The organism is Pseudomonas sp. G11, assembly GCF_029457515.1.
Classification (GTDB): Bacteria; Pseudomonadota; Gammaproteobacteria; order Pseudomonadales; family Pseudomonadaceae; genus Aquipseudomonas; species Aquipseudomonas gorinensis.
In genome coordinates this window covers 4,120,355-4,142,624 of record NZ_CP120377.1, presented here as the reverse complement: position 1 = coordinate 4,142,624, position 22,270 = coordinate 4,120,355, and the positions used below count along the sequence as shown (strand labels likewise).

The window sequence follows — 22,270 nt, the reverse complement described above, 5'->3', positions numbered from 1 at the left end:
TAAATAACAGCCCTGGTTATTTTGTCGGACAAAAGCAATCGGCCCCCAACAAACACGGCTTATGACTTCTCTAAGTTGCTCCTCTATGATTTTTCCACTGTGTAAATAGAGGTAGACGAAAGTTTTCAAATTGTGTCAGTTTCGATACGCCTTCAAAAGAGGCGAGTGATAGGACGATCTCGCCCGCGGGGTTCCTATCGATAAAAACTGATGCACTTGCAAACAAGGAAGTACGTTTATGTCAAAAGTAAAAGACAAGGCTATTGTGTCGGCGGCGCAAGCCAGCACCGCCTACTCGCAAATCGATAGCTTCAGCCATTTGTATGACCGTGGCGGCAACCTCACGATCAATGGCAAACCCTCCTATACCGTTGACCAGGCAGCCACCCAATTGCTGCGCGACGGCGCCGCGTACCGGGACGTTGACGGCAACGGCAAGATCGACCTGACCTACACCTTCCTGACCTCGGCCTCCTCGAGCACCCTGAACAAACACGGTATCTCGGGCTTCAGCCAGTTCAACGCCCAGCAGAAAGCCCAGGCCGCCCTGGCCATGCAATCCTGGTCGGACGTGGCCAACGTGACCTTCACCGAGAAGGCCAGCGGCGGTGACGCGCATATGACGTTCGGCAACTACAGCAGCGGCCAGGATGGCGCGGCAGCCTTTGCCTACCTGCCTGGCACCGGTGCGGGCTATGACGGCACGTCGTGGTACCTGACCAACAACAGCTACACGCCGAACAAGACCCCGGACCTGAACAACTACGGCCGGCAGACCCTGACCCACGAGATCGGCCACACCCTGGGCCTGGCGCACCCTGGCGACTACAACGCCGGGAACGGCAACCCGACCTACAACGACGCGACCTATGGACAGGACACGCGCGGCTACAGCCTCATGAGCTACTGGAGCGAAAGCAACACCAACCAGAACTTCAGTAAAGGCGGGGTTGAAGCCTATGCCTCCGGCCCGCTGATCGACGACATCGCCGCGATCCAGAAGCTCTACGGTGCCAACTACAACACCCGCGCCGGCGACACCACCTACGGGTTCAACTCCAACACCGGGCGTGACTTCCTCAGCGCCACCTCCAACGCCGACAAACTGGTGTTTTCGGTATGGGACGGTGGTGGCAACGACACCCTGGATTTCTCCGGTTTTACCCAGAACCAGAAGATCAACCTCAATGAAGCCTCGTTCTCCGATGTGGGCGGCCTGGTGGGTAACGTTTCGATCGCCAAGGGCGTGACCATCGAGAACGCCTTCGGTGGCGCGGGCAACGACTTGATCATCGGCAACAACGCCGCCAACGTGATCAAGGGCGGGGCCGGCAACGACCTCATCTACGGCGGCGGCGGTGCCGACCAACTGTGGGGCGGCGCCGGCAACGACACGTTTGTGTTCGGTGCCAGTTCCGATTCCAAGCCTGGGGCGGCGGACAAGATCTTTGACTTCACCTCGGGTTCGGACAAGATCGACCTGTCCGGCATCACCAAAGGCGCGGGCCTGACCTTCGTCAACGCGTTCACCGGGCATGCCGGCGATGCGGTATTGACCTATGCCTCGGGCACCAACCTGGGTACCTTGGCGGTGGACTTCTCCGGGCACGGCGTGGCGGACTTCCTCGTCACCACGGTCGGCCAGGCAGCGGTCAGCGATATCGTCGCGTGATACAAGGGCGCGGCGTTTCGGCGCCGCGCCTGTTGGATGGAGCGTGAAGATGCAGCGTTTTTTCAACTTGATCGCCTGCGTGTTGCAGGCGATGGTCATGTCGGCAGGAGCCCACGCAATGGCGAGCAGTCTTGTTTTACCCACGAGCGCCCAATTGGCCGGGCATTGGCAGTTGCACCAGCAGGACCAGGTGTGTGCCCTCGACCTGCTGGAACCGGCCAATGCCCTGGGCGGTGATGTGGCTTGTGTGACGCAATGGCTGGGTGACAAACCCCTGAGCTGGTCGCCGACGCCCGACGGTATCTGGCTGATGAATGCCGAAGGCACCGGGATCACCCATTTGAATCGCCAGAAGGAAGGCGAATACAAAGGCCGTACGCCATCCGGAACGGAAGTGGTATTGCAACGCGCCCCTTAGTTATGGGTTATAACGCGATCACTCGATGTTATTAGTTGACTGGCCCCGACCAGGGGCTCGGGCAACTTATGCGCGTAATTTGATTCAGGGAAGAACAAGAGATATGGCCAAACCCCAAGGCGTTGCGCCCTTATTCAAGGCGCTGGGTGAATACAAGAGCATTTTGATCAGCGTGGGTTGTTTTACCGCCTTGATTAACCTGCTGATGCTGGTGCCGTCCATTTATATGCTGCAAGTGTATGACCGCGTGTTGTCTTCCCAGAATGAAACGACCCTGGTGATGTTGACGCTGATGGTCGTGGGGTTCTTTGCGTTTATTGGCACACTGGAAGTCATCCGCAGTTTTATCGTGATCCGCATCGGCAGCCAGTTAGAACGACGTTTCAACTTGCGCGTTTATAAAGCCGCGTTCGAACGCAACCTGCAACGTGGCCAAGGGCATGCCGGGCAAGCCCTGGGCGACCTGACCCATATCCGCCAATTCATTACCGGGCCGGCGCTGTTCGCTTTTTTCGATGCGCCGTGGTTTCCCATCTACCTGTTTGTGATCTTCCTGTTCAACGTGTGGTTGGGCGTCTTGGCGACGGCCGGCGCAGTGTTGCTGATTGCATTAGCGTGCCTTAACGAATACCTGACCAAAAAGCCGCTGGGGGAGGCCAGTGGTTTCTCCCAGCAATCCACCCAACTGGCCACCAGCCATTTACACAACGCCGAGACCATCCAGGCCATGGGCATGCTCGGTGCCCTGCGCCAGCGCTGGTTTGCCGTGCACTCGCAGTTCCTCGGCTTGCAGAACCAGGCCAGTGACACCGGCTCGGTGGTCACCTCAGTGAGCAAATCCCTGCGCCTGTGCCTGCAATCCCTGGTGCTGGGCCTGGGTGCGCTGCTGGTGATCCGCGGGGACATGACCGCCGGGATGATGATCGCCGGTTCTATCCTGATGGGCCGCGTGCTCAGCCCCATCGACCAGCTGATTGCGGTGTGGAAGCAATGGAGTTCGGCCAAGCTGGCCTATCAGCGCCTGGATGAATTGCTGCGCGAATTCCCGCCTGAAGTCGAGCACATGGCGTTGCCCGCACCCAAGGGCCAGTTGAGTTTTGAGCAGGTCAGTGCTGGGCCGCCAGGGCGACGCATCGCCACCTTGCATCAAGTCAGTTTCAACCTGGGCGCCGGTGACGTGCTGGGGGTGCTCGGCGCCTCGGGCTCTGGCAAGTCGACCCTGGCCCGCGTGCTGGTGGGCGTGTGGCCGACCCTGGCCGGTACGGTGCGCCTGGATGGCGCGGATATCCATCGCTGGGACCGCGGCGACCTGGGCCCGCATATCGGCTATTTGCCCCAGGACATTGAGCTATTCAGCGGCAGCATTGCCGACAACATCGCGCGCTTTCGCGATGCCGACCCCGAGCGTGTGGTGAAGGCTGCGCAACAAGCCGGTGTGCATGAATTGATCCTGCGCTTGCCCCACGGGTATGACACGGTCCTGGGCGACAACGGCGGCGGCCTGTCCGGTGGCCAGAAACAACGGGTGGCCCTGGCCCGTGCACTGTATGGCGAGCCGCGCCTGATTGTGCTCGATGAACCCAACTCCAACCTCGACACCGTCGGCGAAGCCGCCCTGGCCAGCGCCATTGTGCAGATGAAGGCCCAGGGCAGCAGTGTGATCCTGGTCACCCATCGGTCCTCGGCGCTGGCCCAGGCTGACAAGTTGCTGGTGCTTAACGAAGGGCGTTTGCAGGCATTCGGGCCAAGCCAGGAAGTACTGCGGGCGTTGTCCGGCCACAGGGAGCAACCGCCCCAAGGCAGGAGCGAGCTTGCTCGCGAAGGGCGTTAACGATGACGCGCCCTGATTGGATACACGCGGTAACGGTGAGTTTTTCGCGAGCAAGCTCGCGCCTACAGGTTTTGCGTCAAGCAGTAAGGATGTCAGCATGATTCATGAACAACGCGACGCCCGGTTCTTCGCGCGCATGGGCTGGCTGCTGAGCGTGGTCGGTGCCGGTGGCTTTTTCCTCTGGGCCAGCCTGGCGCCCCTGGACCAGGGCATCCCTGTGCAGGGTACGGTGGTGGTGTCGGGCAAACGCAAGGCGGTGCAAACCTTCAGCCCCGGCGTGGTCAGTCGGATTCTGGTGCAGGAAGGGCAGTGGGTGAAGCAAGGCCAGCCGCTGTTCCGTCTCGACCAGACCCAGCACCAGGCCGACGTGCAGTCCCTGCAAGCCCAGTACCGCATGGCCTGGGCCAGCGTCGCGCGGTGGCAGAGCGAACGCGACAATCAATCGGCCATCACCTTTCCCGCTGAGCTGAGCAACAGCCCCGACCCGGCACTGGCGCTGGTCCTCGAAGGCCAGCGCCAATTGTTCAGCAGCCGCCGCGAAGCCTTTGCCCGTGAACAGGCGGGCATTCGCGCGAATATCGAGGGTGCCAGCGCGCAACTGAACGGCATGCGCCGTGCGCGCAGCGACCTGACCGCCCAGGCCCAGTCCCTGCGCGACCAACTGAGCAACCTGCAACCCTTGGCCGACAACGGTTATATCCCGCGCAACCGCTTGATGGAGTACCAGCGCCAGTTGTCCCAGGTGCAACAGGACCTGGCGCAGAACACCGGCGAAAGCGGCCGGGTGGAGCAGGGCATCCTTGAATCGCGCCTTAAGCTGCAGCAGCACAGCGAGGAATACCAGAAGGAAGTCCGCAGCCAACTGGCCGACGCACAGTTGCGCAGCCTGACCCTGGAGCAGCAACTCACCTCCGCCGGCTTCGATCTGCAACACAGCGAGATCAACGCACCGGCCGACGGCATCGCGGTCAACCTCAGCGTGCACACCGAGGGCGCCGTGGTGCGTGCCGGTGAAACCCTGCTGGAAATCGTGCCCCAGGGCACGCGCCTGGAAGTCGAAGGGCATTTGCCGGTGCACCTGGTGGACAAGGTCGGCACCCACTTGCCGGTCGATATCCTGTTCACCGCCTTCAACCAGAGCCGTACCCCCCGCGTGCCGGGGGAAGTGAGCCTGATTTCCGCCGACCAGATGCTCGACGAAAAAACCGGCGCCCCGTATTACGTGCTGCGCACAGCCGTCAGCGAGGCGGCCCTGGAGAAACTCCACGGCCTGGTGATCAAACCTGGCATGCCTGCCGAGATGTTCGTGCGCACCGGCGAACGCTCGTTGCTCAATTACCTGTTCAAGCCGTTGCTCGATCGCGCCGGCTCAGCGTTGATCGAGGAATGAGCATGAAGCCAGTGTTCATCACCTTGCTGCTGGCCTGCGCCAATGCCCAGGCCGCCATGGGCCCGTTCGATGTGTATGAACAGGCGCTGCGCAACGATCCGGTGTTTCTCGGCGCCATCAAGGAGCGCGATGCCGGGCTGGAAAACCGCACCATCGGCCGCGCCGGCCTGCTGCCCAAGCTGTCGTACACCTACAACAAGGGCCGCAACAACTCCCAGGCCACCTTGCCCGATGGGCGTGGCGGCAATTATCACGATGACCGCAACTACAACAGTTACGGCTCCACGTTCAGCCTGCAACAGCCGTTGTTCGACTACGAGGCTTACGCCAACTACCGCAAGGGCGTGGCCCAAGCGTTGTTTGCCGATGAGAGTTTTCGTGACAAGAGCCAGGCGCTGCTGGTGCGGGTGCTGAGTTATTACACCCAGGCACTGTTTGCCCAGGACCAGATCGATATCGCCCGCGCCAAGAAAAAAGCCTTCGAGCAGCAGTTCCAGCAGAACCGGCACCTGTTCCAGCAAGGCGAAGGCACGCGGACCGATATCCTCGAAGCCGAATCGCGCTATGAACTGGCCACCGCTGAAGAAATCCAGGCGCTGGATGAGCAGGACGCCTCGTTGAGAGAGCTGGGCGCCTTGATCGGCGTACAGAGCGTCAATATCACCGATTTGGCGCCCCTGAACCCAAGCTTCGCCGCCTTCACGCTGACGCCGGCCAACTACGACAGCTGGCATGAACTGGCGGTGAGCAACAACCCCACACTCGCGTCCCAGCGTCAGGCCCTGGAAGTGGCGCGTTACGAAGTGGAGCGCAACCGCGCCGGGCATTTGCCGAAGGTCATGGCGTATGCCAGCTCGCGCCAGCAGGAGTCCGACAGCGGCAACACCTACAACCAGCGCTACGACACCAACACCATCGGCGTCGAAGTCAGCCTGCCGTTGTATGCCGGTGGCGGTATTTCGGCGTCCACCCGCCAGGCCAGCCGCGCCATGGAGCAGGCCGAGTACGAACTGGAAGGCAAGACCCGCGAAACCCTGATCGAGCTGCGTCGGCAGTTCAGTGCCTGCCTGTCCGGGGTCAGCAAACTGCGCGCTTACCAAAAGGCCCTGACCTCGGCGCAAGCGCTGGTGGTGTCGACCCGGCAAAGCATCCTCGGTGGCGAGCGGGTCAACCTCGATGCGTTGAACGCTGAGCAACAGCTCTACAGCACGCGGCGCGACTTGGCCCAGGCGCGTTATGACTACCTGATGGCCTGGACCAAATTGCATTACTACGCCGGCAACCTGCGCGACACCGACCTGGCCAAGGTGGATGAGGCGTTCGGGCCGGCACCGCAGTAATTGACTTTCTCGACAATTCCAACAACAGAGAGGCAAGACCATGGGCGTGTTTGACTATAAAAACCTCGGGGCCGAAGGCTCCAAAGCGTTGTTCGCCGATGCCATGGCGATCACGCTGTATACCTACCACAACCTGGATAACGGCTTTGCCGTGGGCTACCAGCACAACGGCCTGGGGCTCGGCTTGCCGGCCACGCTGGTCGGTGCTCTGCTGGGCAGTACGGATTCCCAGGGCGTGATCCCCGGCATTCCCTGGAACCCGGACGCGGAAAAAGCCGCCCTGGACGCTGTGCAACAGGCCGGTTGGACACCCATCAGCGCGAGCGCCCTGGGCTATACCGGCAAGGTCGACGCCCGAGGCACGTTCTTCGGCGAAAAGGCCGGCTACACCACGGCCCAGGTCGAGGTACTGGGCAAGTACGATGACGCCGGCAAGTTGCTGGAAATCGGTATCGGTTTTCGCGGTACTTCAGGCCCTCGGGAAACGTTGATCAGCGACTCCATAGGGGATCTGGTCAGCGATCTGCTCGCCGCTCTGGGCCCCAAGGATTACGCGAAGAACTATGCCGGCGAAGCCTTTGGCGGCCTGCTCAAGAACGTCGCCGACTATGCCAGCGCCCACGGCCTCAGCGGCCACGACGTGGTGGTCAGCGGCCACAGCCTGGGCGGCCTGGCGGTCAACAGCATGGCCGACTTGAGCAGCGGCAAATGGGCGGGTTTCTACCAGGACGCCAACTACGTGGCCTACGCCTCACCGACCCAGAGCGCCGGCGACAAGGTGCTCAATATCGGTTATGAAAACGACCCGGTATTCCGTGCGCTGGACGGCTCCTCCTTCAATTGGTCGTCGTTGGGCGTGCATGACCAACCCCATGAATCGACCACCGACAATATCGTCAGCTTCAACGACCACTACGCCTCGACGCTGTGGAATGTGCTGCCGTTTTCCATCACCAACCTGCCGACTTGGATCTCGCATTTGCCCACGGGGTATGGCGATGGGATGACGCGCATCGTGGAATCGGGTTTCTATGCGCAGATGAGCCGCGATTCGACGATCATCGTCGCCAACCTGTCCGACCCGGCGCGGGCCAACACCTGGGTGCAGGACCTTAACCGCAATGCCGAGGCGCACAAGGGCAACACATTCATTATTGGCAGCGACGGCGATGACCTGATCCAGGGCGGCAAGGGCGCGGACTTTATCGAGGGCGGCAAGGGCAATGACACGATCCGCGACAGCAGCGGCCACAACACGTTTCTGTTCAACGGGCATTTCGGCCAGGACCGGATTATCGGCTATCAAGCCACCGACAAGCTGGTGTTCACTGATGTGCAGGGCAGTGCGGATTATCGTGATCACGCCAAGGTGGTAGGCGCGGATACGGTGATCAGTTTTGGCGCGGATTCGGTGACGTTGGTGGGGGTGGTCGGGCTGTCGGGGGAGGGGATTGTTATCGTTTGAAACTGTGGGAGGGGGCTGTTGTGGCGAGCAGGTTTGTTGTGGCGAGCGGGCTTGCCCTAATGCCGTTCAGTTAAGGCTTTTTTGTAGGAGCGAGCTTGCTCGCGAAAAACTCACAGGCGCCGCGTTCATTCAGGAAACACGCGTTATCGTTGACGTTTTTCGCGAGCAAGCTCGCTCCTACAGAAGGCGATGTACGCTTAACTGAACGGCATTAGGGCTTGCCCCGCGTTGGGCTGCGAAGCAGCCCCCAACAAAGTCGCCAAGTTCTTTCTGAAAAACCGCGGTGCCTGGGGTTAGGGCCGCTTCGCGCCCCAACGCGGGGCAAGCCCGCTCGCCACAACAAGCCCGCTCGCCACAACAAGCCTGCTCACCACACAAGCCTGCTCAGCACAACAAACCTGCTTGCCACAACAAACCTGCTCAGCACAGCAGGCCCACTCGCCACAGGGCGGCCAGTTTGCTGTGCGACAGCGCTAAGGACCTCCCATATTTGATCAGTGTTGGCGCTGGAAATCAGTCTTCCTTGCGCACCGTTGCCACATCGTCGGCCTTGACGCGGATGTGCTTGCCGGCAATATCGGTGAACTCATAAAACCCGTCGGCGGTCTTGGTTTTTGGAATGTCCTTGGTCAAATACTGCGTGCCATTTTGCAGCGTCACTACGGTTTGCGTCGCGCAACCGGCCAATACCAGAAAAGTGAGTGCAACCAGTGGCAGACTCAAATTCTTCATGTTCATAACCCTTACCTTAACCCTGAAAAAGTCCCGCGCCTGTGGCTGCGGGCAATAAATGGTACGCCATCAACTTCTCCATCTGATCACTTTTATGCAAAAAGTTGCGTGGGCCATTTATCTATTACCGATTGCAACAACGCGTTTGCGACGGCACTCTGTATGCATAACCAGTATTTGATCACTGCGCGCCATGGCCAATCCCCTCGACGATCCCCTGTATTACCTGCATAACTTCCGCCAAGTGCTGGATTGGCTGGGGCATCGCTACGCTGATTTACTCGATACGGATGAACAGCATTTCATTCAGCAATTTGACAGGTTGCCCCAGGCGTCCCAAGCGTTGTTGGTGCGCATGGTGATGCGCAAGGGTGTGCATTTTCGCGCGGGCAAGCTCACCTACCAGGAGATCGGCTGCCCCCATGCCGCTGTACGCCCCTTGCTGGAACTGGGTTGGGTCGACGACCAGTGCCCGCTGGCCTTCCACGAGTTGTTTGCGTTGCTGCAAAAAAGCGAAATGCTCGCGGTGTTCCAGGCGTGGATCGACCAGCCCAAAGGCAACAAGGCCGACTGGCGTGAACCCCTGGCGGCGCAATTCACCGAAAGCCGCAGCTTCGCCCACTGGTGCCCCGAGTTGGCCGACAGGCTGTACAGCCTGACCGTGATGGACCTGTGTGACCGCCTGCGTCTGATGTTCTTCGGCAACCTGCACCAGGACTGGTCGGAATTCGTGCTGGCGGACCTGGGCATCTACACCTATGAGAAGGTCGAGTTCTGCGCCGAGTCCCGTGGTTTGCGCACGCGCGACGATGTGCTCGGTTTTCTGTTCCTGCACCAGTGCCAACAGGCATTTGAAGCCGGCGAGGCGCTGGACACGCTACTGGCGCAGGTCGCCACGCTGCACACCGACAACCCTTGGCTGCAAAAGCGCCGGGCCAAATTGCTGTTCCAGGTCGGCCAGTATTGCGAACGCAATGCCGAGTTGGCCATGGCCGAGCAGATCTACCGCGCGTGTGCCTACCCCGGCGCACGCGCGCGACTGATCCGCGTGCTGGAGCGCCAGGAGGCTTATGCTCAAGCGCTGGCGCTGGCCTGCGCCGCCCAACAGGCGCCGGAAAGTGCCGCCGAACAGCAACACCTGCTGCGCGTCTTGCCGCGCCTGCAACGTAAGCTGGGGCAACCGCGCTTGCCCAAGGCCAAGCCGAGCGACGTCCCGCGCCTGGACCTGGCACTGGCCCCGCCGGAGCCCTTGATGTCGGTGGAGTACTGCGTCCAGGCGCACCTGAGCGAACCCGACGCACCCGTGCATTACGTCGAGAACGGCCTGATCAATTCACTGTTCGGCCTGTTGTGCTGGGACGCGATCTTCGCACCGTTGCCGGGGGCGTTTTTCCACCCGTTCCAGCGCGGGCCGGCGGACCTGCACAGCGAGGATTTCCATTCACGGCGTGCGCCGCTGTTTGCGGCTGCCTTCGCGCAATTGCAGGATGAGCGCTACAAGGCAACCATTCGCCAGCGCTACGTGGACAAGTGGGGGATCCAGTCGCCGTTCGTGTTCTGGAACCTGCTCAGCGAGGCATTGCTCGAACAGGCCCTGGCCTGCTTACCCGCCGAACACCTGCGGCACTGGTTCGAGCGGCTGCTGCTGGATATCCGCGCCAACCGTGCGGGGATGCCGGACCTGATCCAGTTCTGGCCCGCCGAAAAAACCTACCGCATGATCGAAGTCAAAGGCCCCGGCGACCGCTTGCAAGACAACCAGCTGCGTTGGCTGGAGTTCTGTGGCCAATACCAGATGCCAGTCACGGTTTGCTACGTGCGCTGGGCGGAGCCAACCCCTTGAGCTACAGCGTGGCCGTGCGGGCGCTGTGTGAGTTCACCGCCAAGGTCGGCGACCTGGACCTGCGTTTCACCCCGTCGCCCAGTGCCCAGGAAGGCATTGCCGGGCACCGCACCGTTGCCGCGCGGCGCAGTGCGCACTACCAGAGCGAAGTGGCGCTGGAGGGCGAATACCAGCAGCTCAAGGTGCGGGGCAGGGCGGACGGCTACGACCCGGACAACAACCGCCTGGAAGAGGTGAAGACCTATCGCGGCGACCTCGACGCCCAGCCCGCCAACCATCGGCAACTGCATTGGGCCCAGGCCAAAGTCTACGGCTGGTTGATGTGCCAGAAGCTCGGGTTGACGCAGATCGACCTGGCGCTGGTGTATTTCGACATCGTCGGCGAGGGTGAGACCCTGCTCAATCAACGCTTCCAGGCGGCGGACCTGGAAGCGTTCTTCAACCAGCAATGCACGCGGTTCCTGGAGTGGGCCCATCAGGAAATGCAGCACCGCGAAGCGCGCAACCACGCCGCACAAACCCTCGGGTTCCCCCATGCCGAGTTCCGCCCCGGCCAGCGAATCCTCGCGGAGTCGGTGTACAAGGCCGTCAGCACTGGCCGCTGCCTGATGGCCCAGGCGCCCACCGGTATCGGCAAGACCGTGGGCACGATCTTCCCGCTGCTCAAGGCCCTGGCGCCGCAGCAGTTGGACAAGGTGTTCTTCCTCACCGCCAAGACCCCCGGCCGCAAACTTGCTCTGGATGCGGCCAAGGTGCTGCACGCCAGCAGCGATTTGCCCCTGCGCGTCCTTGAACTGGTCGCGCGGGACAAAGCCTGCGAACACCTGGACAAAGCCTGCCACGGCGATTCGTGCCCGCTGGCCAAGGGGTTTTACGATCGCCTGCCCGCCGCCCGTGAGGCGGCATCAAGCGTGCGTCTGCTGGACCAGCGCAACCTGCGCGAAGTCGCCCTGGCCCACCATGTATGTCCGTATTACTTGAGCCAGGAAATGGCGCGCTGGGCCGACCTGGTCGTGGCCGACTACAACTACTATTTCGACTTCGGCGCGATGCTGTTTGGCCTCGCCCAGCTCAACCAATGGCGCGCGGCGGTGCTGGTGGATGAAGCCCACAACCTGGTGGAACGCGCCCGCTCGATGTACAGCGCAAGCCTCAGCCAGTTCAGCCTCCAGGCCCTGCGCGACAGCGCCCCCGAGCCACTGAAGAAACCCTTGCAGCGCCTCAACCGTGAGTGGAATGCGTTGCACAAGGAACAGGTCGTACCGTACCAGGCCTATGCGACCCGGCCCGACAAACTGCTCCAGGCCCTGAGCCTGTGCATCAGCGCCATGGGCGACCACTTCAATGACCACCCCGAATCCCTGGCGGGCGAGCTGCAAGCCTTCTACTTCGAAGCGCTGCAATTTGCCAAAGTGGCAGAGCTGTTCAACGAGCACTTTATCTTCGACATCAGCAAGCATTCGCTCGGCGGCAAACGCAGCCGCTCGACCTTGTGCCTGCGCAATGTGGTGCCCGCCGAATTCATTCGGCCGCGCTTGACGGCGGCACGCAGCAGCGTGCTGTTTTCCGCCACGCTCAGCCCACGCCACTACTACGCCGACCTGCTGGGCCTGCCGGCAGACACGGCGTGGGTCGATGTGGAATCACCGTTCAAGGCCGAGCAGTTGCGGGTGCGCATTGTCGATGAAATCTCCACTCGGTTCGTGCATCGCCAAGCCTCGCTGGAACCCATCGTCGATTTGATCGCGAGCCAGTTCGCGCAACAACCGGGGAACTACCTGGCGTTTTTTTCAAGCTTTGATTACCTGCAACAAGTGGCTCAGTTACTGGCGCAACGGCACCCGGCGATTACCCTGTGGCTGCAAGCGCGAGGCATGGCCGAAGCTGAACGCCAGGCCTTTCTCGACCAGTTCACCCAGCACAGCCAAGGCATCGGGTTTGCGGTGCTGGGGGGAGCGTTTGGCGAAGGCATCGACTTGCCCGGCAGCCGTTTGATCGGCGCCTTTATTGCCACCCTGGGGCTGCCGCAGCTGAACCCGGTCAACGAGCAGATGAAGCTCAGGATGGGCGCGATTTTCGGTGCGGGTTACGACTACACCTACCTGTACCCCGGCATTCAAAAAGTCGTGCAGGCGGCGGGCAGGGTGATCCGCAGCGAACACGACCGGGGCGTGGTGATGCTGATCGATGATCGGTTTGGCCAACCCCAGGTGCGCCAGTTATTGCCGCGCTGGTGGGCGTTCGTATAGGACGGCGGTCTCTACCCCGCTCAGAGGATAGAGACGCGCGCCCGCATAACTGACCGACGCGTCCGGGACAGGATCCTTGCCCCAGAGCCAGGGGAATGTACCGTCAGTTGAACCGCCGACCGCACCGATTGACCGTCATTCAACTGATGGTCAACACCCGCCGAAGGGATTCGTTCAGGTTCACCGCGCGTGCGCGGGTGAACCCCGTCGCCAATATCACGTAATAAAACTCAGGACGGTAGCCTTTGAATTGCTGCAACTGCTCGCGGTAAATCAGGCGTTTGACGGGGGCGCCCGCAGGCCAGGAGAGCCCGACCTCTTTTGTTTCGATATGCAGGATCACATCGTTCAATGACCGCACATAACGCAAGATCACGGCAATCTGGTCGGTCGCCTGGCGCCACGCATAATAGGGGATGGACACAATCACATGCGCCGGGTCATCCGCGATGTGATCGTTGGGGTAGCCCTCTACGGAGGGCGCTTCCAGCCGGGCAATGTACCCGCGGACTTCGGCGGTGTTTTTCTTGGAGTAGACCTCGAAAGGGGGGACGGACTTCCTCAAGACAAAACTGACTTCTATGTGGCCCTCGGCGGCGGCGCGCACGTCAACGTAATCGATGAAGGTCGAATGCACTCGCCCTGGCCTGGTGATAGGGACAAACTTGTGGATGACCTTCACCCCACCTTTGGGAGGATAGATACGAATCATGACATCGTATATTTCATCTTTCAGGCCGACATTGGCCGGGGTGTACATTTGCAGCTCCACCGGTTTTTCATCCACCAGTTCCAAATCGATATAGCCAACTGGGCCAGCGTCTGAAAAAACCGGACCATCAGGTGCATTCGCGTCCAGGTCGACCGACACGCGAATGGTGGCTGACCCTGGTGTAGAAATGTTGCCCACCAGGTCAATGACCTCAAGCCACACAGCCATATTGGGACTGTCGCCGGCGTCGATAAGGTGCTGGTAGGTCACGTCGATCACGGTCGGCTCGAGGGGGCCAGCCGCTGTCTGGCTGATGATGACGTTCCCCCAGTGGAGAATGACAGTGTCCTTCGGGTGGTGATTGGGGTAGGGCTGAAGAGTGACCACCACCCCTTTCGTGGCGTTCCCTGGCACGATCACTTTCTCGGACAGACTGACCTTCAGCTCTGAGTGCCCCGGTTCGACTTGATTGTTGTCATCGCCGGCCGGGAGGTCGGTCTTGACCAATGTCAGCAACGGATAGGACATATCGTAGTCGGCGCCACCCTTATAGTGAACGAGGTAGACCAGGGCATATCGACCGTCCGGCAGGTCTTTTTGCTGGGCGGCAAAGAAGTAACTGTTACGGGTTTCCTCGCCGGGCTCCAGGATCTTTGTACCCAGGATCACCACATTCGTTTCGCCGATCAGATAGCCCACGGTGATGACATCCCCGGGACTCGCGTTCCAATTGCGTTGCACCTCGAGGGTCAGGCCGGACTCAAACAACCATGCTGCGATGCCTGCGTCCTCGCCATCGACGTTATCGACCATGCCGGGGACGTAGAGTCGATCCAGATGCTTCGGGTTGTCCTTTTTTTCCAGCGTCAGGGTGTTGTTTTCAGTCGCACTTGGCGCTTCTTCGAGTGCGGCTGCAGGCTGAGTCTTCTTGGCGGGCATGATTGATCTCCTGATAGGCATCAGTGCACGTGATCGCACGTCAAACGGTGCGTTTGCCGTCATCAGATACCGGAATAAATGCGCGCGCTACTGTCAGAGTTGACAGGTAGCGACCAATGGTCCTGTCAGCGTCATGGCGGTTTGCGATGAATCGATCAGCGATCATTGACCGCCCGTCGCCACCTGTTAACTCTGACAGTAGGCAAGCCATCGCAGGGGGCGTTTGATGGAGGCAAACCACTCCCGCCCGCTTGCAAGGACTCTCACCATGTCCAAAAAAGATAAGTTGGAAGCTGCTGCTCTCCTGCCTGCCATCGTGGTGCCGCTGACGGAGCCACCTATCGCCGGGGATATTGACGCTGCCGACGGCGGCATCGGCTTGCGTCACACCGAATCGGCGCTGGTGGTGTATCTCGTCAATCCCAAAGATGGTGTCAGTGCCGGCAGCATCGCCTCGCTCTACTGGGGGAACCGGAATGTGCCAGTGGCGTCTACGCCCATTCGCGAAGGCGAGGAGAACCTGGACCTTATCCCGCTGACGGTGCCTGCGCACCGGATCGTCGAGTTCTGGGCCAACCCGGTGTTGGGCAAGCTGCGGCGCGCCAGCGGTAATGAAACCTTCACCGAAGAGCGCAAGTACCGGGTCATGCTGACACGCCCCGCAGGGCGCGACCCCGACGACGCGCTCCCCGGGCACCAGGGCCTGTCCTATGTAGTACCGCCGGAAGTGTTGCTCGATGGTGTCAACGAAACCAGGGCGCTGGCCGGGATCAAGATTCTTATCCACCATTGGCTGCACATGCATGCTTACGACCTGATCATTCTGGCCTGGGGGTCGCAGCAGGTGCTGCATCGGGTCCAGCCTGGGGAGGTGGGGCGCGATATCACCCTGACCGTTGACTACGCCACGATCAGCGCCGCCGGCAACAACCCCCTGACGCGCGTGGCTTACCAGGTCAAGAACGCCGTCGGCACTCTGCCGGATGAATGGGCGCGCTGGTCGGCGGTATCGCTGATCGATGTGCATCTGCACCAGGTGCGGCCAGAGGCGCCGTGGCTGGCGTTCCCCGACACTGACAGGGTGGTCGACCTGGCCGAACTGGGCGGTTGGGACGTGGAAATCGAAACCTGGGTGACTAACGCGGAAGCCGCCGCCTATGACTACGTAAGCTTGATCTGGGCCGGTGTCGACAGTGAGGGCAACCCGTTCCCCCATACGCCGATCAAACCGTTGAACAGAGCGGGGGTGCACTCCTTCGAGGTCCCCAACGCGCTGGTCGTCGCCATTGCCGAGGGGACCGTCAGCGTGCATATGCTGTTCCAGAAAGGCGTGGTGGAGCAGCCCTCGGAAAAACTCTACCTCGAGATCGTCGGCAAGGTCGTAAGATGGCCGCCGCCCACGATTGACGAGGATAAGGGCGGCAAGATTGAGCCGAGTAAAGAGGCGACTGTGCGGTTTCCTCTGCAAGGGAGCTGGCCGCCCGATGGTTATCTGGAGGTTATCTTCCTCGTCAGCAGCCCCGATAACACGATCGAGCACCGTGTTGGCCGCGAGGTCGACGATGTGGACCCCACACCGGAAGGCGACATGCTGTTCACGGTGTACCCCGCCGAGCTGCAGCGTTTCGACGGTCACCTGGTGGAAGTGTTTTACGCGCACACACGGCCAGGCGGGCGGCCCCAAGAGTCGCTGCGGCTGAAAATCCTCGTGGGTGAGATTCAACGCACACTGCCTGCGCCGATCATTGAAAAGATCATTGGAAGCCAGTTGAACCCGGACGATATCGAGGGCTACGCCAAGGTGTTTGCACCGGCCGGCGATACGAAGCGTGGAGACTGGGTGCGCATGTACTGGAACGGCCCGCTTGTCCGCACCAATGTGCCGGTGCAGGTGGCGGTCGATAACAGCATCACCGAGCACCATATCGATGAGTTCTATGTCAATAACAACCTCAATGAAACCGTGGCGGTCTTCTACACCTTGACACGTGGCGACGAGCTGCCGCGTTATTCGCAAGTCACTGAGGTGCTGATCAGCCGCAACCTGGGTGAACTGCTGGCGCCGACATTGCTTGAGGCGCAGATAACCGGCCCCGACACCGCCGACCTGGAGCCGCTGCGAGTGCAGCAGGGCACCCAGTTAGTGGTGAGTTATGTGGGCATGCGTGACGACGATTGGATCAAGCCTTATATGGAGGGCGAGGGCGATGGCGGCTCGCCGGATATTCCGGCCAAGCCGGGTAATCGGGTGTTGCAGGAGGTGGTGTTCGATATTACGCGTGACGCGATTCACGCCAACATTCGGGACCGTGATACCACAGTGGTTTTCACGTATGCCGTGACCCGGGGTGACGACACGAAGCACTCGGCGAAGCTGACGGTGACGGTGAAGCCGATTCCGCTGGATGAGTTGGCGCAGACCGTGCTCAAGCTCAATGAAGCCAATGAGGCGACCAGGGTCCTGGACTTGACGCGCTTTACTGGCGACGCCACCGCTCATGTAGGCGTCTGGGCGTTCATCACAGCACCTTACCCCGTCTGGTTGAGGTTTCTGGGGAGAACAAAGGACAACGTCAGTCATGAACATTTGTTGTTCAACGGTGCGGGCCAGTCGAAGGTCAACCCGACCTGGATTTCCACCGGAAAAATCGAATATCCGCTCCCTCGGACGTACCTGGACGGGTTGGGGAATGGCACCACGCTGAAGATGGAGTTCAAGGCCGCAGTGAGCCTGAGCAAGGTTGAAGCCAAGGCCCTGTCTTTCCCGCTGGTGGAGTACATCGTCAATACCATCGAGATACCGGATCAATACCCGCTGCCCATACTGACCGAGGCCACCGGTACCGGCTCTCCGGTGACCCTTGCGCCCTTGAATGCGCTGGAGGGTGGCAAGCTCAGGGTAGAGTTCTCACCGATGTATACCACCGACAGGATCAAGGTCACGATGGTCGGGACATCGGGACTCGGTTCGCCGGTGATTCCCGAGAAAAATGGCTTGGCCAGCGGCGTGGTGACTTTTGATATCCCCAAGACAGCGATAGCCGCCAACATCGGTAAGGCAAACAAGACGTTTACCCTTAAGTATGAGGTTACTCGTGCCGGGGTAACGCGAAGCTCGCTGATATTAACGGTGACGGTGACGCCGATACCGGTGTCGGCTTTGCCACAGGTGATCATCAACCGTGTGCCCCATAACGGCCTGCTGGATTTGAACACTATCACCGGCAACCCCTTGGCCGCCGTGCTCAAGTGGCCATTTATTGCCACCGGACAACGCGTGTGGATAACACTCAACGCCAGCGGACATGAACCGTTGCCGGTATTGACCAATTATCCAATTCTCTCATCGGAGTTGAACGGACTGACGAACAAGCCAGTGTCACGTGATTGGTTGCAAAAAATACCGCCTGATGATCCCATCTCCGTAGAAATTAAGGTGACACTTGATGGCAGCGCTGATGTTTCGAGAGCGGTTAGTTTTGCACCTACTACTTATAAGGTAAAAAGGGTGCCTACAGTAGATAGGACTGACTTCAGCAACTATGACTGGAATGAGTGGCGCAACGTTGGTGCGGATGGAGCTCTTATAAAAGAGGGCACAAATATATATTGGCGGAGCATAAGTGTACCAAACAGATTGCCAAGGCTTTCAAAGCGATATGGCTATTTCAACCATATAAGCATAAAGACCATTGAAATATCTTGCGATTATAGACATGAGTTTTTCGCGAACGATACGGTTTTTCGGGTGATAACATTTCCCGGTCGCGCTACTTATGACAGCCCTACATTCCCATATTCACCCACCTGGAGGAATATGAAATTTACCGTAAGTGGCCCTTCAATTAATGGATCGTTTTCTGTGGATGTCTATATTCAAAACTTAACAGGAAATTCTACATCCATAGACAATATAGTCGTAACAATACTATAACGGCGCGTATCGCTTAACAACGAAACAGTCGGGACGGAATAATTGCGGAATAACCGGAGCAGACTGAGTTAACAAAACAACCGAGTACCTATCCACCGCCTCAAACGGATAGGTACTCGCTGCTTTTAGCCCTGAATGTGTAAAAACGCCTGCCACTCTCTCTCGCTGCCGACCTCAAGCGGAGCAGAGTGTCAAGCTACCAAGATTGATCTCGGCGTAGCACCGCCAATACCGAGCGGTATCCTGGTCCAGAATGTAGCTGATGTGTTTACGGTGATTTGCTTAACTGACGCAATCGGGAGCACGCCCCCTCCCACCGTTTACACGACCTCCAGATAAGAACTATGAATCGCCCGCGCCAACTCCCTCACCGTGTCAATAAACTCCGTCAACCGGCTATGCAAACTTTCAGTCGCACTTGGCGCTTCTTCGAGTGCGGCTGCAGGCTGAGTCTTCTTGGCGGGCATGATTGATCTCCTGATAGGCATCAGTGCACGTGATCGCACGTCAAACGGTGCGTTTGACGTCATCAGATACCGGAATAAATGCGCGCGCTACTGTCAGAGTTGACAGGTAGCGACCAACGGTCCTGTCAGCGTCATGGCGGTTTGCGATGAATCGATCAGCGATCATTGACCGCCCGTCGCCACCTGTTAACTCTGACAGTAGGCAAGCCATCGCAGGGGGCGTTTGATGGAGGCAAACCACTCCCGCCCGCTTGCAAGGACTCTCACCATGTCCAAAAAAGATAAGTCGAAAGCTGCTCTCCTGCCTGCCATCGTGGTGCCGCTGACGGAGCCACCTATCGCCGGGGATATTGACGCTGCCGACGGCGGCATCGGCTTGCGTCACACCGAGTCGGCGCTGGTGGTGTATCTCGTCAATCCCAAAGACGGTGTCAGTGCCGGCAGCATCGCCTCGCTCTACTGGGGGAACCGGAATGTGCCAGTGGCGTCTACGCCCATTCGCGAAGGCGAGGAGAACCTGGACCTTATCCCGCTGACGGTGCCTGCGCACCGGATTGTCGAGTTCTGGGCCAACCCGGTGTTGGGCAAGCTGCGGCGCGCCAGCGGTAATGAAACCTTCACCGAAGAGCGCAAGTACCGGGTCATGCTGACACGCCCCGCAGGGCGCGACCCCGACGACGCGCTCCCCGGGCACCAGGGCCTGTCCTACGTAGTACCGCCGGAAGTGTTGCTCGATGGTGTCAACGAAACCAGGGCGCTGGCCGGGATCAAGATTCTTATCCACCATTGGCTGCACATGCATGCTTACGACCTGATCATTCTGGCCTGGGGGTCGCAGCAGGTGCTGCATCGGGTTCAGCCTGGGGAGGTGGGGCGCGATATCACCCTGACCGTTGACTACGCCACGATCAGCGCCGCCGGCAACAACCCCCTGACGCGCGTGGCTTATCAGGTCAAGAACGCCGTCGGCACTCTGCCGGATGAATGGGCGCGCTGGTCGGCGGTATCGCTGATCGATGTGCATCTGCACCAGGTGCGGCCAGAGGCGCCGTGGCTGGCGTTCCCCGACACTGACAGGGTGGTCGACCTGGCCGAACTGGGCGGTTGGGACGTGGAAATCGAAACCTGGGTGACTAACGCGGAAGCCGCCGCCTATGACTACGTAAGCTTGATCTGGGCCGGTGTCGACAGTGAGGGCAACCCGTTCCCCCATACGCCGATCAAACCGTTGAACAGAGCGGGGGTGCACTCCTTCGAGGTCCCCAACGCGCTGGTCGTCGCCATTGCCGAGGGGACCGTCAGCGTGCATATGCTGTTCCAGAAAGGCGTGGTGGAGCAGCCCTCGGAAAAACTCTACCTCGAGATCGTCGGCAAGGTCGTAAGATGGCCGCCGCCCACGATTGACGAGGATAAGGGCGGCAAGATTGAGCCGAGTAAAGAGGCGACTGTGCGGTTTCCTCTGCAAGGGAGCTGGCCGCCCGATGGTTATCTGGAGGTTATCTTCCTCGTCAGCAGCCCCGATAACACGATCGAGCACCGTGTTGGCCGCGAGGTCGACGATGTGGACCCCACACCGGAAGGCGACATGCTGTTCACGGTGTACCCCGCCGAGCTGCAGCGTTTCGACGGTCACCTGGTGGAAGTGTTTTACGCGCACACACGGCCAGGCGGGCGGCCCCAAGAGTCGCTGCGGCTGAAAATCCTCGTGGGTGAGATTCAACGCACACTGCCTGCGCCGATCATTGAAAAGATCATTGGAAGCCAGTTGAACCCGGACGATATCGAGGGCTACGCCAAGGTGTTTGCACCGGCCGGCGATACGAAGCGTGGAGACTGGGTGCGCATGTACTGGAACGGCCCGCTTGTCCGCACCAATGTGCCGGTGCAGGTGGCGGTCGATAACAGCATCACCGAGCACCATATCGATGAGTTCTATGTCAACAACAACCTCAATGAAACCGTGGCGGTCTTCTACACCTTGACACGTGGCGACGAGCTGCCGCGTTATTCGCAAGTCACTGAGGTGCTGATCAGCCGCAACCTGGGTGAACTGCTGGCGCCGACATTGCTTGAGGCGCAGATAACCGGCCCCGACACCGCCGACCTGGAGCCGCTGCGAGTGGAGCAGGGCGCCCAGTTGGTGGTGCGTTATGTGGGCATGCGTGACGACGATTGGATCAAGCCTTATATGGCGGGCTCGCCGGATATTCCGGCCAAGCCGGGTAATCGGGTGTTGCAGGAGGTGGTGTTCGATATTACGCGGGACGCGATTAGAGCCAACATTCGGGACCGTGATACCACGGTGGTTTTCACGTATGCCGTGACCCGGGGTGACGACACGAAGCACTCGGCGAAGCTGACGGTGAAGGTGAAGCCGATACCGCTGTCGGCTTTGCCACAGGTGATCATCAACCGTGTGCCCCATAACGGCCTGCTGGACTTGAACACTATCGTCGGCAACCCCTTGGCCGCCGTGCTCAAGTGGCCATTTATTGCCACCGGACAACGCGTGTGGATAACACTCAACGCCAGCGGACATGAACCGTTGCCGGTATTGACCAATTATCCAATTCTCTCATCGGAGTTGAACGGACTGACGAACAAGCCAGTGTCACGTGATTGGTTACAGAAAATACTGCCTGATGATCCCATCTCCGTAGAAATTAAGGTGACACTTGATGGCAGTGCTGATGTTTCGAGAGCGGTTAGTTTTGCGCCTACTACTTATAAGGTAAAAAGGGTGCCTACAGTAGATAGGACTGACTTCAGCAACTATGACTGGAATGAGTGGATCAACGTTATTGAGAATGGAGCTCTTATAAAAGAGGGCGCAAATATATATTGGCGGAGCATACAAGTAGCAAGCGGATTCCCAAGGCTTTCAAAGCGATATGGCTATTTCAGCCCTATAAGCATAAAGACCATTGAAATATCTTGCGATTATAGACATGAGGTTGGCGCGAACGATACGGTTTTTCGGGTGCTAACATTTCCCAGTCGCGGTACTTATGAGAGCCCTACATTCCCATATTCACCCACCTGGAGGAATATGAAATATACCGTAAGTGGCCCTTTAGTTAATGGATTGCTTACTGTGGATGTCTATATTAAGAACTCCGAAGGAATTTCTACATCCATAGACAATATAGTCGTAACAATACTATAATGGCGCGTATCGCTTAACAACGAAACAGCCGGGACGGAATAATTGCGGAATAACCGGAGCAGACTGAGTTAATAAAACAACCGAGTACCTATCCACTGCCTCAAACGGATAG

Annotated in this window: 13 protein-coding genes; 10 read left to right on the top strand and 3 right to left on the bottom strand. The window is 59.4% G+C overall.

Features of this window, described 5'->3' with window-relative positions; genetic code table 11:
* Window positions 1–238 precede the first annotated feature (238 nt).
* The 6 genes from P2T68_RS19130 (at window position 239) to P2T68_RS19105 (ending at window position 8,116) form a co-directional block, all read left to right on the top strand.
* Window positions 239–1,672, top strand: coding sequence for a serralysin family metalloprotease (locus tag P2T68_RS19130; protein ID WP_024075585.1), 1,434 nt, complete (start codon window positions 239–241; stop codon window positions 1,670–1,672).
* A gap of 49 nt (window positions 1,673–1,721) precedes the next feature.
* A complete protein-coding gene (locus tag P2T68_RS19125; RefSeq protein ID WP_024075584.1) occupies window positions 1,722–2,090 on the top strand; it encodes a protease inhibitor Inh/omp19 family protein in 369 nt (122 codons plus the stop codon).
* A gap of 103 nt (window positions 2,091–2,193) precedes the next feature.
* The gene (locus P2T68_RS19120) at window positions 2,194–3,921 is read left to right on the top strand and encodes a type I secretion system permease/ATPase (RefSeq protein WP_150294456.1); all 1,728 of its coding nucleotides are present in this window, start codon (window positions 2,194–2,196) and stop codon (window positions 3,919–3,921) included.
* A gap of 97 nt (window positions 3,922–4,018) precedes the next feature.
* Window positions 4,019–5,311, top strand: a complete 1,293-nt coding sequence (locus P2T68_RS19115; RefSeq protein WP_277378027.1) for an HlyD family type I secretion periplasmic adaptor subunit — start codon at window positions 4,019–4,021, stop codon at window positions 5,309–5,311.
* Window positions 5,312–5,313: 2 nt separating this feature from the next.
* A complete protein-coding gene (locus P2T68_RS19110) occupies window positions 5,314–6,651 on the top strand; it encodes a TolC family outer membrane protein (protein WP_069076144.1) in 1,338 nt (445 codons plus the stop codon).
* A gap of 40 nt (window positions 6,652–6,691) precedes the next feature.
* The gene (locus P2T68_RS19105; RefSeq protein WP_277378026.1) at window positions 6,692–8,116 is read left to right on the top strand and encodes a lipase; all 1,425 of its coding nucleotides are present in this window, start codon (window positions 6,692–6,694) and stop codon (window positions 8,114–8,116) included.
* Window positions 8,117–8,629: 513 nt separating this feature from the next.
* Here P2T68_RS19105 and P2T68_RS19100 read toward each other — a convergent pair.
* Window positions 8,630–8,854, bottom strand: a complete 225-nt coding sequence (locus P2T68_RS19100) for a YgdI/YgdR family lipoprotein (protein ID WP_024075578.1) — start codon at window positions 8,852–8,854, stop codon at window positions 8,630–8,632.
* Window positions 8,855–9,041: 187 nt separating this feature from the next.
* Between P2T68_RS19100 and P2T68_RS19095 the strand changes: the two genes are divergently transcribed.
* Entirely contained in the window at window positions 9,042–10,691 is a 1,650-nt protein-coding gene (locus tag P2T68_RS19095) for a VRR-NUC domain-containing protein (protein ID WP_277378025.1), read from the top strand.
* On the top strand, window positions 10,688–12,940 hold the full coding sequence (locus tag P2T68_RS19090; RefSeq protein ID WP_277378024.1) for an ATP-dependent DNA helicase: 2,253 nt from the start codon (window positions 10,688–10,690) through the stop codon (window positions 12,938–12,940). The genes P2T68_RS19095 and P2T68_RS19090 overlap by 4 nt, the downstream gene beginning before the upstream one ends.
* A 139-nt stretch (window positions 12,941–13,079) precedes the next feature.
* Here P2T68_RS19090 and P2T68_RS19085 read toward each other — a convergent pair whose 3' ends face one another.
* Entirely contained in the window at window positions 13,080–14,591 is a 1,512-nt protein-coding gene (locus P2T68_RS19085) for a hypothetical protein (protein ID WP_277378023.1), read from the bottom strand.
* 268 nt (window positions 14,592–14,859) lie between these two features.
* Between P2T68_RS19085 and P2T68_RS19080 the strand changes: the two genes are divergently transcribed.
* A complete protein-coding gene (locus tag P2T68_RS19080) occupies window positions 14,860–18,525 on the top strand; it encodes a hypothetical protein (RefSeq protein WP_277378022.1) in 3,666 nt (1,221 codons plus the stop codon).
* Window positions 18,526–18,845: 320 nt separating this feature from the next.
* Here the strand turns inward: P2T68_RS19080 and P2T68_RS19075 are convergent, their stop codons facing one another.
* On the bottom strand, window positions 18,846–18,992 hold the full coding sequence (locus P2T68_RS19075) for a hypothetical protein (protein WP_024075573.1): 147 nt from the start codon (window positions 18,990–18,992) through the stop codon (window positions 18,846–18,848).
* Window positions 18,993–19,260: 268 nt separating this feature from the next.
* On the opposite strand from P2T68_RS19075, the gene P2T68_RS19070 reads away from it, so the two are divergent.
* Window positions 19,261–22,158, top strand: a complete 2,898-nt coding sequence (locus P2T68_RS19070) for a hypothetical protein (protein WP_277378021.1) — start codon at window positions 19,261–19,263, stop codon at window positions 22,156–22,158.
* Window positions 22,159–22,270 lie beyond the last annotated feature (112 nt).

What these genes read in the sequence shown, in the direction of transcription:
- P2T68_RS19130 (WP_024075585.1), top strand. Translation starts at nt 239, where the DNA reads ATGTCAAAAGTAAAAGACAAGGCTATTGTGTCGGCGGCGCAAGCCAGC.
- P2T68_RS19125 (WP_024075584.1), top strand. Translation starts at nt 1,722, where the DNA reads ATGCAGCGTTTTTTCAACTTGATCGCCTGCGTGTTGCAGGCGATGGTC.
- P2T68_RS19120 (WP_150294456.1), top strand. Translation starts at nt 2,194, where the DNA reads ATGGCCAAACCCCAAGGCGTTGCGCCCTTATTCAAGGCGCTGGGTGAA.
- P2T68_RS19115 (WP_277378027.1), top strand. Translation starts at nt 4,019, where the DNA reads ATGATTCATGAACAACGCGACGCCCGGTTCTTCGCGCGCATGGGCTGG.
- P2T68_RS19110 (WP_069076144.1), top strand. Translation starts at nt 5,314, where the DNA reads ATGAAGCCAGTGTTCATCACCTTGCTGCTGGCCTGCGCCAATGCCCAG.
- P2T68_RS19105 (WP_277378026.1), top strand. Translation starts at nt 6,692, where the DNA reads ATGGGCGTGTTTGACTATAAAAACCTCGGGGCCGAAGGCTCCAAAGCG.
- P2T68_RS19100 (WP_024075578.1), bottom strand. Translation starts at nt 8,854, where the DNA reads ATGAACATGAAGAATTTGAGTCTGCCACTGGTTGCACTCACTTTTCTG.
- P2T68_RS19095 (WP_277378025.1), top strand. Translation starts at nt 9,042, where the DNA reads ATGGCCAATCCCCTCGACGATCCCCTGTATTACCTGCATAACTTCCGC.
- P2T68_RS19085 (WP_277378023.1), bottom strand. Translation starts at nt 14,591, where the DNA reads ATGCCCGCCAAGAAGACTCAGCCTGCAGCCGCACTCGAAGAAGCGCCA.
- P2T68_RS19080 (WP_277378022.1), top strand. Translation starts at nt 14,860, where the DNA reads ATGTCCAAAAAAGATAAGTTGGAAGCTGCTGCTCTCCTGCCTGCCATC.
- P2T68_RS19075 (WP_024075573.1), bottom strand. Translation starts at nt 18,992, where the DNA reads ATGCCCGCCAAGAAGACTCAGCCTGCAGCCGCACTCGAAGAAGCGCCA.
- P2T68_RS19070 (WP_277378021.1), top strand. Translation starts at nt 19,261, where the DNA reads ATGTCCAAAAAAGATAAGTCGAAAGCTGCTCTCCTGCCTGCCATCGTG.